Genomic DNA, 11,664 nt, shown 5'->3' with positions numbered 1-11,664 from the left:
TGTCTCTTATACACATCTCAGAACCCGTACCGGTGGGAGACCTCCGGACCCTCGACTCACCGCTGGTCCGTCCGGCCGGACCGGGGAGCGACGGGAGCGGTGCCGCTGACGGCTGAGGACACGCTCAGCCCGGACGGCGGGGGCTCGCCCGCGGCCGTCGAGCAGTCGGTGAGCCAGGCCGGCCGGTCCAACCGGAGGAAGCCGGGGCCCCGTCCCCGGTGAGCGCGGCGGCCGCCCCTCCGGGAGGCACCCTGACGCTCCCCCGGTGCGGTCGGCCCTCACGGCCGGGTACGGGCCGCCGCACCCACCACTTCCTCCACGAGCCGGGTGTTCTCCTTCTCCGTGCTGTCCCCGAGCGCGAACCGGTTCCTGACGTAGGCGTACGCGAGGCCGAGGCGCGGGCTCGCGAACGCGAGGGCGCCGGCCGCGCCCCCGTGGCCGAAGGTGTCCGGGCCCAGCGCCGGGTAGCGCCGGTCGAGGACCTGGAACCCCAGGGCGAATCGGCTCTCGGCGCCGCCCACCCTGTCGATGCCCTCGGAATGGGTCCGGCTGAACGTCTCCATCGTGTCCGGGGTGAGCAGTGCCGGACGGTCGTCCAGGCCGCCGGTGACCGCCGCGTAGGCGCCGGCCACGCCCCGGGCGGAGGCGACCCCGCCCGCCGACCCCTGGCCGAGCGCCCTCGTACGCCGGGAGTTCGGGAAGACGGACAGGTCCGGTATGTGTCTGGTGCTGAAGGCTATGTCCAGCAGCGTCCCGGTGTCCTGCGGCACCTCGGCCGGTCCGGGGACGGCGGGCTCCACGGGCAGGTAGCGGGGCTCCAGTTCCTCGGGCAGACCCAGGTAGAAGTCGATGCCGTACGGGCGGCGCACCCGGTGCTCCCACCAGTCCTGCAGGCTCCGCCCGGTGGCCCGGCGCACGACCTCTCCCGTGAGGGCGGCGATGACGAGCCCGTGGTAACCGAAGGCCGTGCCCGGTTCCCAGTACGGGGCCTGGGCGGCGAGCCGCTCGGCCAGCAGACGGTCGTCGGCCAGCTCCTCGACCGTGAAGACGTCGTCGACGCCGATCACACCGGCCTGGTGGGCGAGCAGTTGGCGCAGCGTGACCCGGTCCTTGCCGGCCTGGCCGAACTCGGGCCAGTACGCGGCCACCGCGCGGTCCAGGTCGAGGACGCCGTCCTGGACGAGCATCGCCACGACGAGGTGTGCCGCGCCCTTGCTCACCGAGAACACCCCGGTCAGCGTGTCCGCGTCCACCCCGGCCCCGGCCCAGAGGTCCACCAGGCGCTCGCCGTCGCGGTACACCGCCAACTGCAGCCCCGTGGGCCGCGGCTGGTCCCGTACCACCTGCGCGAAGGCCTCACGCACCCCTTCGAAGCCGGCGCGCACCCCTCCGTGCACCGTCGGCTCCTCGTTGCCGGTCTCGCGTTCGCTCGTCAACATGCCTCTCCCTGCCGTCCCGGCTCGGATGCGCTTTCGGCTCGGTCCCGCCCGGGGGCGTCATCGGTCCCGTCGGCCGGGGACGGTAGCAGGTGCCCGGCCCGGACAGGTTCCGGAACCCCAACTCCGCCACGTCGTAGGGAACATGACGGCGGGCGACTCGTCCCTCGCCCATCTCCTCAGCTCCTCGACCCGCGGCTGCGCCGGTCACCGATACCCTCTACGGTGGCCTCGCGACCTCGTCGGCCGTGCGCCTGGACGCCCGGGCCCGCCGGCGGGGCGACAAGCAGGACGGAGGAGAGCGCCGCGCGCGCACGCCGGGCCGTGACCCACCTGACGGCGCTGCCGGGCACGGTGGACGCCGTGCTGATCACCGGCGACATCGTCGACCGGGGCACCGCCGGCGAGTACCGGCAGGCCCGCGACGTCCTCGCCCCGTTGTACGAGCGCTACGAGGTGCTGCTGTGCCCGGGCAACCACGACTCCCGCGCCCCCTACCGGGAGGTGCTGCTCGGCGGCGGTGACGACGGTCGCGGTGCCACGGCACCGGTCAACGAGGCCCGGGACGTCGGCGGGGTCCGGGTGGTGATGTGTGACTCCTCGATCCCCGGCCGCCACGACGGTCTGCTGGCACAGGAGACGCTGAACTGGCTGGACGACACCCTCTCCGCCGCCCCGGACCGGCCGGCCTTCGTCGCCTTCCACCATCCGCCCCTGCCGCTCGGTCTCCCGTACGTCGACGCCATCGGGCTGCGCGAACCCGACGCCCTGGCGAAGGTCCTGGCCCGCCACGCCCACGTGGTCGCCGTGCTCTGCGGCCACGCCCACACGGCGGCCGCCGCCTCCTTCGCGGGGCTCCCGCTGCTGTGCGCCCCGGGCATCGTCTCGACGTCCCTGCTGCCGTGGGAGCAGGGCCCGGACACCTCCTGGAAGACCCACGACACGCCGCCCGCGCTCATGTACCACCTCTACGAGGAGGGCCGGCTCACGAGCCACGTCCGCGCGGTCTGAACCCGGTACCGGAGCACGCCCCGACTCGCTCGGTGGCGGCCCGACCCCTGGCGCGGGCCGGGCCGCGCTCCTTATGCTGCGACCTGTCCACCGCCGTCGCCCAACCCCCGTCCGGCCCGGCATCCGCACCGTGCCGTAAGGGGTACACCATGCCTGTCCGCCGGATCGCCGTCCTGTTCGCGATACCCGTCGCCGCACTGCTCCTGGCCGCCTGCGGCAGCGGCGACGTACACGGCACGATCACGGAGAAGGAACACAAGGCGGCCCGTACGACGTGGTCCGACGAGCCGGTCACCAAGAGGCGGTGCACCACGACGAAGAAGAACGGCACGTCCAAGAAGTCGTGCAGCACGGTGAAGACGGGCACCAGGCGCGTCTCGCACCGTGAGCCGGAGTGCTGGCAGATCGAACTGGACGACGACGCACACGAGCTGTGCATCCCCAAGAGCCGCTGGGACAAGGTGCGCGTCGGCGACCGGTGGTGAGGCGGCGGGGCGTCCCACGCCGCCCGACCGGTGGCCGTCCGTCTCCCCCTGCGCGTACCTTCTGCCCATGGCTGACGCATGCTTCGCGCACCCCCGGCTCGCCTCCGTCTACGACCCGCTCGACCCCGACCGCGGTGACCTCGACGCCTATCTGCTGATGGCCGAGGACTTCGGGGCGCGGCAGGTGCTGGACATCGGGTGCGGCACCGGGGTGTTCGCCCTCCTGCTGGCCGGGCGGGGCGTCGAGGTCGTGGGCGTCGATCCCGCCCGGGCCTCCCTCGACGTGGCACGGGCCAAGCCCGGTGGCGAGCGGGTGCGGTGGGTCTGCGGCGACGCCGACGCGCTTCCGCCGCTCCAGGTCGATCTCGCGACCATGACGGCGAACGTCGCCCAGCAGATCGCCGCGCCGGACGCCTGGCGTGGCACGCTCCGGAAGGCGTACGCCTCGCTGCGGCCTGGGGGGCGGCTGGTGTTCGAGACGCGGGACCCGGCCGCCCGGGCCTGGGAGGGGTGGAACCGCGAGACCTCGTACAGGGTGACGGACATCCCCGGCGTCGGCGCCGTGGAGAGCTGGGTGGACGTCACCGCGGTCGACGGGCCGCTCGTCTCCTTCCGGTGGACCTACGTGTTCGCGGCGGACGGGGAGGTCCTCACCTCGGACTCGACGCTGCGGTTCCGGGAGCGGGAGGAGGTCGTGACGGACCTGGCCGCCGAAGGATTCGAGGTCGAGCCCGTCCGCGACGCCCCCGACCGCCCTGGCAAGGAGTTCGTGTTCGTCGCACGGCGCCCGGCCTCCGACGGCGGCTGAACACCCGAGCGAGTACCCGGCGCCACAGTCCGGGTGCCTTGGGAACGTCCTGGCGGACGGCGTTCGGTCACGACCGTGCCGACCGGGCTCAGGAAGCGCGAGGCCGGAAGGCGTCCGGACCGGGGTGGTGGTCGCCCCCTGAGGGGCATGGGGGGAGCAGTGGGCCGTTGATGCCCGGAGCTCAGGACCAGAGCCCGGTGTTCTGACTGTTGGTGGTCGCCGTGCCCAGTCCTTGAGCGAGGCCCTGCTCCGCCGCCCCGCGCTCCAGTGCCCCGCGTTCCCCCGAGCCGCCTCTGCGCCGCAGGGCGACCGAGCACGCCACGACCCCGGCCGCGAACACGATCACCCCGGAGATGATGAAGATCATGTGTCCCCCGCTTGTCTGACGGAACCGACCTGTGGTTCCTGTTCCATCGCATTGTCGCCCGCCGCCCGTTCACGGGGAAGCCCGGTTCCTGCTCGGGCTCCGCAGATACGTCTTATAGGGCAGTCGCGTCGCCTTGTAGGGCAGTCGCGTCACCCTGCCCGATCGGCGCCCGGCCTCCGACGAGGCGGGATCACGGGGGCGGGCATCACCGAGGGCCGGTGCCGGGGGCCCTCGGTGGCGCGTCACAGAAGGCCGTTCTCCTTGGCCCAGTTGATGAACTGGCCCCGGGCGCACGGGTAGCGGGCTCCGGTGTCGATCATCGCGTCGATCACGCCGGTCGCCACGTACGGCGTGGTGTGGCCCTCACTGACGGAATCCGCCACGACACCCAGGGAACCCCGGACGTCGAGTCCCGCCCCACGTCCGATGCGGCGGGCGTCGGCGTCGTCCACGACCGCTGTGGCGCCGTGGACCTCGGCCCAGGCGAGAACGGTGGCTTCTCCGTGATTCGACTTCGCCCCGGAGACACGGTTCATCCAGTCGACCAGTGCTTCCAGTTCGGTCAGATCGTCGACGTGGACGATCTCCAGCCACTCCGTCCCGGCCAAAGGCAACTGGAAGTGGCTGATCTCGCTGACCACGGCCTGAGTGGTGACGTTCCTACGGGTGCGGCCCCGGTGGTTCCGCGCGATGTCGCCCAGAGTCTCGATCTTTCCCGCCTTGATGGCGTGAAAGAGAGGGGACGTGTCCCAGACGAGCAACGAAGCGGGTAATCCCGGCTGCTGGAAGGCAGAGGTCACGGCAGGCACTCCCCGAGGGCCCGGCCGGGGAGTTCCCTCTCCGTCAGGGCCCCGTACAGCAGTTCCACCGTGCGCGGCGCGGTCACGTCGCCTCGGGACCATGCCGCGAGAGCCGCTTGCCTCCACTGCGTACCCGTCGTTCCGACCTCCAGGTCGGGTGTCGGCTGACTGCCGTACGTGGCGAGGAAGTCACCCCGCACCGGCGTGTCCGCCTTCTCCCGTCTGCCCTCCTCCGGTGTGATGAGCCCCAGGCGGCGTGCTCTGTTGACGACGGCGCTCCAGGACATCCGGTACGAGGCGGAGAGAGCGATCATGATCGCCCTGGACGCCTGTCCGTCGCGTTCGCCGTCCGACCAGACGCGCCGCACGTCGGCCTCGGGCAACAGGAACTCTTCGACGAACCGGTCGATGAGCTGTTCCCTCTCGTCCCGCCCGGCTGCCACGCCGGCATCGCTGTGGTATTCGTCCTGCATCAGGTGGTGGCCGAGTTCGTGCGCGGCGGTCCAGCGGCGCCGTCCCGGCGGGACCTGACCACTGATCACCGCCACCCCGAAGCCCTTGAGCAGGAGTGAGGCACCCTCGGCCGCCTCGTCGACCGCGGTCAGGTACAGGCCGAAGCGCTCCAGGACATCGGCCAGCGCCCCCAGAGGGCCCGAAGGGCACCCTGCGACCTGCCGAGCCGCGACCGCCAGCGCGACCGGGTCGACGACGTCAGGCGAGCGCCGCAGGCGGGCGTCGAAGGCGGGCGTCGAAGGCGGGAGGGACGAGGTAGGCGTGGCCGACCAGCCACTCGGCGTGCCGGGCGTGCTCCTCCAGGCATGCGTCCAGTCGGTACCGCGCCCGGGACGCCTCGTCCGCGCTTTCCTCCAGCGCGCTTCGGCGTGACACGAGCGATGCGGGCGGACGGGAGACCAGGTGAGCCAGGGGTACGCCCAGGGCATCGCCCCTCCGTCCGAGATCCCGCAGAAAGGGGGCCCCGGGGGGCCGAGAACGCCCCCGTGGTGGCCCGGAGAGGCCGCGTGCGCGGGCGCGCGCCCCATGCGGCCGGGGGAGGGAGGGCGGGCCGTCCCCGAGGGCCCCACGGCGCCCAGAAGGCCCCCGGCCGCACCCTCTGACCTGGGGTTACGCGGCTTCCGCCGCTAGGGTTCGAGGCATCGGGAAAGGGGGTTCCGGATGGACCGGAACGTGCGCTCGGTCGAGGATGTGCTGCGACTCATGGACGGCTTGTTCGCGCCGGAGGCCGACCGGTGGACCGCCGGCGGGGCCGACTGGTGGGACGGGTTCTACGCGGACCGGTCCAAGCCGGTTCCCTTCTTCGTGGCGAAGCCCGACGAGACACTCGTGTCGTACGTGGAGCGCGGGCTGGTCACCCCCGGGCGGGCGCTCGACCTCGGCTGCGGGCCGGGGCGCAACGCGCTGTACCTCGCCTCCCTCGGCTTCGAGGTGGACGCCGTCGATCTGTCGCCGGGGGCCGTCGCCTGGGCCGGGGAGCGGGCCCGGGAGGCGGGGGCGGACATCCGGTTCCACTGCGGGGACGCGTTCGCCGAGGGGGCGCCGGACGGGCCGTACGACCTGGTCCACGACTCCGGCTGCTTCCACCATCTGCCGCCGCACCGGCGCGTCAGCCACCTCGCCCTCCTGGACCGGGTCCTCGCCCCCGGCGGACACCTGGCCCTCACCTGCTTCGCCTCCGGTGCGATGGGGTCCGAGCTGCCCGACGCGGAGCTCTACGGCGCGGCGGAACCGCACGGCGGGCTCGCCTACACACCGGAGTCGCTGCGCCACGTCTTCGCGGAGCTGGAGGAGGTCGAACTGCGCCGGATGCGGGACGAACCGGCCGACTCCCCGTGGTTCGGTGAGGACTTCCTGTGGGCGGCCCTGTTCCGGAAGCCCGGGGGCAGCCGTCCCGGCCGGTGAGCCCGGGCTGACGGCCTGCCCACCGCCGACGCGGGATGACGGTCCGTCAGCCTTGCCGCGTCCGGGCGGGATCACCGGCGGGACACACCGGCGGGCCACACCGGCGTACGAAGCCGATCCGGGGGTTCGACGCCGAACGGGGCGCACACGCTCCGGATCGTCACCGATCACGTCGGACTGCCCTGGCCTCCCGCTGCTCGGGTGAGGCGGCGGGGCACCGCCCTGGCCTCCGCGACCGGGTCGCGGGCGAACACACGGCAGGGCGCGCCGGGTCGAGGGGCGGCGGCAGAGGCGCCCGAGGCCCCGAAAGCCGAATGGGGCCCGGCCGTAAGGCCGGACCCCCCTCGTCTTCCCCCCGTCGGGCCTTCCCGTTCCCCCCCGGGTCCCTCCCCCGGAAGCCCCGACGCCGAATACGACGGGGCGGGGCACGGAAAGGTTGCACGCCTTTACGTTTCCTTTACCAAGGCGTCCGTCCATCCGTCGCGGATCGGCCGTTCACCGGCCGCCGCGCTCCCTGACGGCCTGCTCCTCCGACGCCCCGGAAGCGTCCCACCGCACGCGCTTCCCCGGGGGCCCGGACCGCACAGCCGGGCCCCCGGGTACGGCGCCGTTCAGCAGGCGTGTTCCAGGTAGCGGGCGGCGACTTCGGCGACCACCTCGGCGCCGTCACGCGCCCACAGGTCCTCGTTGAAGATCTCGACCTCGATCGGGCCGTCGAACCCGGTCGCCTCGACGTGCCGCCGCATGGACCGGAAGTCCACGCTGCCGTCGCCCAGTTGGCCCCTGCCCACGAGCACGCCCGCCGGCAGCGGGGTGATCCAGTCGGCCAGCTGGAAGGAGTGGATCCGGCCGCCCGCGCCCGCCCGGGCGATCTGCGCGGGCACCTGGTCGTCCCACCAGATGTGGTACGCGTCCACGACCACGCCGACCTGTTCCGCCGGGAAGCGCTCCGCGAGGTCCAGGGCCTGGGCCAGGGTGGAGACCACACAGCGGTCCGAGGCGAACATCGGGTGCAGCGGCTCGATCGCGAGCCGGACGCCCCGCTCCCCCGCGTACGGGGCGAGTTCGGCCAGGGCCTCGGCGATGCGCTCGCGGGCGCCGTACAGGTCCTTGTCGCCGGCCGGGAGTCCGCCGGAGACCAGGACCAGGGTGTCGGTGCCCACACCCGCGGCCTCGTCGACCGCCGCCCGGTTGTCGTCCAGGGCGCGGGCCCGCTCGGCCGGGTCGGCCGCGGTGAGGAAGCCGCCGCGGCAGAGGCTGGTGACGGTGAGCCCGGCGTCCTTCATCAGGGTCCCGGCGCGCTCGATGCCGTACTCCTGCACGGGAGCACGCCACAGGCCCACCTGGCCGACGCCCGCCGCGGCGCAGCTCTCCGCGAGTTCGGGCAGGGAGAGCTGCCTGACCGTCTCCTGGTTGATCGAGAGGCGGGAGAGTTCGGAGAGACCGGCGCTCATCGGGTACCTCCGTGGACGGACAGCAGTGCGCGCATCCGGGACTCCGCCAGCCCGGGGTCCGGGAACAGGCCGAGCCGGTCGGCCAGTTCGTACGCCTTCGCCAGGTGCGGCAGCGAGCGGGCGGACTGGAGGCCGCCCACCATCGTGAAGTGGTCCTGGTGGCCGGCCAGCCAGGCGAGGAAGACCACGCCCGTCTTGTAGTAGCGGGTCGGCGCCCGGAAGAGGTGGCGGGACAGCTCGACCGTGGGGTCGAGCAGGGCGCGGAAGCCCTCGGTGTCACCGGTGTCCAGGACGCGTACGGCGTGGGCGGCCAGCGGCCCCAGCGGGTCGAAGATGCCGAGCAGGGCGTGGCTGAACCCACGGTCGTCGCCGGCGATCAGCTCGGGGTAGTTGAAGTCGTCCCCGGTGTAGCAGCGGACCCCGCCCGGAAGGCGGCGCCGTACGTCGATCTCGCGCTCGGCGTCCAGGAGCGACATCTTGATGCCGTCGACCTTGTCCGGGTGCTCCGCGATGACCTTGAGGAAGGTGTCGGTGGCCGCGTCGAGGTCGGCGGAGCCCCAGTAGCCCTCCAGTGCGGGGTCGAACATCGGGCCGAGCCAGTGCAGCACCACGGGTTCGGTGGCCTGGCGCAGGAGGTGGGCGTAGGTCTCCAGGTAGTCCTCGGGGCCCTCGGCCGCGGCGGCCAGCGCCCGGGAGGCCATCAGGATGGCCTGGGCGCCGCTCTCCTCGACGACGGCGAGCTGCTCCTCGTAGGCCGCGCGCACCTCGGCGAGCGTCGCGGGGCCGGTGAGCTGGTCGGTGCCGACGCCGCAGGCGATCCGGCCGCCGACCGCCTTCGCCTCGGCGGCGGAGCGGCGGATGAGCTCGGCGGCACCGGCCCAGTCCAGGCCCATGCCCCGCTGCGCGGTGTCCATGGCCTCGGCGACGCCCAGCCCGTGCGACCAGAGGTGGCGGCGGAAGGCGAGGGTGGCGTCCCAGTCGACGGCGGCCGGGCCGTCGGGGCCGGCGTCGGCGTACGGGTCGGCGACGACGTGGGCCGCCGAGAAGACGGTGCGGGAGACGAGCGCGGTGCCGTTCGGGGCGAGGTCGAGCGGGGTGGTGCGCGGCTCGTACGCGCCCTGCGGAAGGTGGATGGTCATGGGGTCGACTCCGTTACGCCGGGGCGGGGGTGGCCGTTCACAGGGACAGCTCCGGAACGTCGAAGCGGCGGCCCTCGGCCGCGGACCTGAGGCCGAGCTCGGCGAGCTGGACGCCGCGGGCGCCCGCCATCAGGTCCCAGCTGTAGGGCTCGTCCAGGACGATGTGGCGCAGGAACAGCTCCCACTGGGCCTTGAAACCGTTGTCGAAGACGGCGTTGTCGGGCACCTCCTGCCACTGGTCGCGGAAGGGCTCGGTGACCGGCAGGTCGGGGTTCCAGACCGGCTTGGGGGTGGCGGAGCGGTGCTGGACACGGCAGTTGCGAAGACCGGCGACGGCGGAGCCGTGGGTGCCGTCCACCTGGAACTCGACCAGCTCGTCGCGGTTGACGCGGACCGCCCAGGACGAGTTGATCTGGGCGACGGCGCCGCCGGCCAGCTGGAAGGTGCCGTAGGCGGCGTCGTCGGCGGTGGCCGCGTAGGGCTTGCCCTGCTCGTCCCAGCGCTGCGGGATGTGTGTCTGCACGTGCGCCGAGACGCTGGTGACCTGGCCGAACAGCTCGTGCAGGACGTACTCCCAGTGCGGGAACATGTCCACGACGATGCCGCCGCCGTCCTCCGCCCGGTAGTTCCAGGACGGCCGCTGGGCCTCCTGCCAGTCGCCCTCGAAGACCCAGTAGCCGAACTCCCCGCGGACGGACAGGATCTCGCCGAAGAAGCCGCCGTCGATGAGGCGCTTCAGCTTCAGCAGGCCCGGGAGGAAGATCTTGTCCTGGACGACGCCGTGCTTGATCCCGGCGTCCCGGGCCAGCCGGGCCAGCTCCAGGGCGCCCTCGACATCGGTGGCGGTGGGCTTCTCGGTGTAGATGTGCTTGCCGGCCGCGACGGCCTTCTTGATCGCCTCGACGCGGGCCGAGGTGACCTGGGCGTCGAAGTAGACGTCGATCGACTCGTCGGCGAGGACCGCGTCGAGGTCGGTGGACCACTCGGTCAGGCCGTGCTGCTCGGCGAGGGCCTGGAGCGCGTGGGCGCGGCGGCCGACGAGGACGGGCTCGGGCCACAGCACGTCGCCGTTGCCGAGATCGAGGCCGCCCTGCTCACGGATCGCGAGGATCGAGCGCACCAGGTGCTGCCGGTACCCCATGCGTCCCGTGACGCCGTTCATGGCGATGCGCACTGTCCTGCGTGTCACGAAAGTTCCCTCCATACAGCGGTAGCAAGCGCTTTCTATACGGTATGACGCTAGCCTGCCGACTGCGGCCCGGACAAGGGGGGCCGCTCCACAACTCCCCGGAGGAGAGCGATGACAGTCACGCTGGCGGACGTGGCGGCCCGCGCCCGGGTCTCCCCGGCCACCGTGTCGCGCGTGCTGAACGGCAACTATCCGGTGGCCACGTCCACCCGGGAGCGGGTGCTGCGCGCGGTGGACGAGCTGGACTACGTACTCAACGGCCCGGCCAGTTCGCTGGCCGCCGCCACGTCCGACCTGGTCGGGATCCTGGTCAACGACATCGCCGACCCGTTCTTCGGGATCATGGCGGGCGCCGCGCAGAGCCAGATCGGCGGGCCGGGCGACGGATCGGGCCGGGCGGGCGGCGAGAAGCTGGCCGTCGTCTGCAACACCGGCGGCTCCCCCGAGCGGGAACTGACCTACCTCACCCTGCTCCAGCGCCAGCGCGCCGCGGCGGTGGTCCTCACCGGCGGTGCCCTGGAGGACCCGTCCCACCAGGCGGCCATGGCCGTGAAGCTGGCGAAGCTCGCGGACGCGGGGACCAGGATCGTCTTCTGCGGGCGGCCCCCGCTGCCCGGCACCGACGCCGTCACCGCCTCACTGGCCTTCGACAACCGGGGCGGCGCGCGGCGGCTCACGGAGCACCTGCTGGGGCTGGGCCACCGGCGGATCGGCTACGTCGCCGGCCCGTCGGAGCGCACCACGACCCGGCACCGCCTGGAGGGCCACCGCGAGGCGATGGGGGCGGCGGGGCTGTACGGCGACGAGGAGGGCCTCACCGTGCACGGCCCGTACGACCGGCGCTCCGGGTACGACGCGACACGGGAACTTCTGGCCCGCGGGACCGGGGTGACGGCGGTGGTCGCCGCGAACGACACGGTGGCCCTGGGCGCCTGCGCGGCGGTCCGGGACCACGGGCTCCGCATCCCTGAGGACGTCTCGGTGGCGGGCTTCGACGACCTGCCGTTCTCGGTGGACGCGGTGCCGGCCCTGACGCTGTCTCTTATACACATCTCTGA

General features: G+C 73.0%; 13 protein-coding genes. 5 read left to right on the top strand and 8 right to left on the bottom strand.

Translation table 11 applies throughout. The features are described 5' to 3' along the window. Positions 1-278 precede the first annotated feature (278 nt). Positions 279-1,439 (bottom strand): EstA family serine hydrolase, encoded by a 1,161-nt coding sequence (locus tag IH13_RS0129550; RefSeq protein WP_031089116.1) that lies wholly within the window; start codon positions 1,437-1,439, stop codon positions 279-281. A 321-nt stretch (positions 1,440-1,760) separates the two neighbouring features. On the opposite strand from IH13_RS0129550, the gene IH13_RS0129545 reads away from it, so the two are divergent. From IH13_RS0129545 to IH13_RS0129535, 3 genes are all read left to right on the top strand, one after another. Then, complete coding sequence (locus tag IH13_RS0129545) at positions 1,761-2,447, top strand: metallophosphoesterase (protein ID WP_234433437.1); 687 nt, start codon at positions 1,761-1,763, stop codon at positions 2,445-2,447. A 149-nt stretch (positions 2,448-2,596) separates the two neighbouring features. After that, on the top strand, positions 2,597-2,932 hold the full coding sequence (locus IH13_RS0129540; RefSeq protein WP_031089114.1) for a hypothetical protein: 336 nt from the start codon (positions 2,597-2,599) through the stop codon (positions 2,930-2,932). Positions 2,933-2,999: 67 nt separating this feature from the next. Continuing rightward, the gene (locus tag IH13_RS0129535; RefSeq protein WP_031089113.1) at positions 3,000-3,740 is read left to right on the top strand and encodes a class I SAM-dependent methyltransferase; all 741 of its coding nucleotides are present in this window, start codon (positions 3,000-3,002) and stop codon (positions 3,738-3,740) included. Between the two features lie 181 nt (positions 3,741-3,921). On the opposite strand, the gene IH13_RS38810 is transcribed toward IH13_RS0129535, so the two are convergent. The 4 genes from IH13_RS38810 to IH13_RS45120 form a co-directional block, all read right to left on the bottom strand. Beyond that, positions 3,922-4,107, bottom strand: a complete 186-nt coding sequence (locus IH13_RS38810; protein WP_037842797.1) for a hypothetical protein — start codon at positions 4,105-4,107, stop codon at positions 3,922-3,924. Positions 4,108-4,349: 242 nt separating this feature from the next. After that, a complete protein-coding gene (locus IH13_RS0129525; RefSeq protein WP_158791395.1) occupies positions 4,350-4,907 on the bottom strand; it encodes a PIN domain-containing protein in 558 nt (185 codons plus the stop codon). Continuing rightward, positions 4,904-5,455 (bottom strand): ImmA/IrrE family metallo-endopeptidase, encoded by a 552-nt coding sequence (locus IH13_RS45125; protein ID WP_234433436.1) that lies wholly within the window; start codon positions 5,453-5,455, stop codon positions 4,904-4,906. The genes IH13_RS0129525 and IH13_RS45125 overlap by 4 nt, the downstream gene beginning before the upstream one ends. Before the next feature lie 163 nt (positions 5,456-5,618). After that, entirely contained in the window at positions 5,619-5,795 is a 177-nt protein-coding gene (locus IH13_RS45120; protein ID WP_234433435.1) for a hypothetical protein, read from the bottom strand. A gap of 285 nt (positions 5,796-6,080) precedes the next feature. Here IH13_RS45120 and IH13_RS0129515 point away from each other — a divergent pair, with 285 nt between their 5' ends. Then, positions 6,081-6,824 carry a class I SAM-dependent methyltransferase gene (locus tag IH13_RS0129515; RefSeq protein ID WP_031089110.1) on the top strand — a complete coding sequence of 248 codons (744 nt, stop codon included), beginning with the start codon at positions 6,081-6,083 and terminating at the stop codon, positions 6,822-6,824. Positions 6,825-7,435: 611 nt separating this feature from the next. On the opposite strand, the gene IH13_RS0129510 is transcribed toward IH13_RS0129515, so the two are convergent. The 3 genes from IH13_RS0129510 to IH13_RS0129500 are packed head-to-tail and all read right to left on the bottom strand — an operon-like array spanning position 7,436 to position 10,606. Continuing rightward, positions 7,436-8,278: a sugar phosphate isomerase/epimerase family protein gene (locus IH13_RS0129510; protein ID WP_031089109.1), complete on the bottom strand. Its 843-nt coding sequence runs from the start codon at positions 8,276-8,278 to the stop codon at positions 7,436-7,438. Next, on the bottom strand, positions 8,275-9,417 hold the full coding sequence (locus IH13_RS0129505) for a dihydrodipicolinate synthase family protein (protein WP_031089107.1): 1,143 nt from the start codon (positions 9,415-9,417) through the stop codon (positions 8,275-8,277). The genes IH13_RS0129510 and IH13_RS0129505 overlap by 4 nt, the downstream gene beginning before the upstream one ends. Before the next feature lie 37 nt (positions 9,418-9,454). After that, the gene (locus IH13_RS0129500; RefSeq protein WP_031089106.1) at positions 9,455-10,606 is read right to left on the bottom strand and encodes a Gfo/Idh/MocA family protein; all 1,152 of its coding nucleotides are present in this window, start codon (positions 10,604-10,606) and stop codon (positions 9,455-9,457) included. 111 nt (positions 10,607-10,717) lie between these two features. Here IH13_RS0129500 and IH13_RS0129495 point away from each other — a divergent pair. Next, positions 10,718-11,664: LacI family DNA-binding transcriptional regulator (locus tag IH13_RS0129495; RefSeq protein WP_031089105.1), on the top strand; the 947-nt coding region annotated here is incomplete at its 3' end.

Origin of the sequence: Streptomyces sp. NRRL WC-3549 (assembly GCF_000721935.1) — a bacterium.
In the GTDB taxonomy this organism is placed as follows: domain Bacteria; phylum Actinomycetota; class Actinomycetes; order Streptomycetales; family Streptomycetaceae; genus Streptomyces.
The sequence above is the reverse complement of the archived record's forward strand: the minus strand, read 5'-3'. Positions and strand labels throughout refer to the sequence as shown.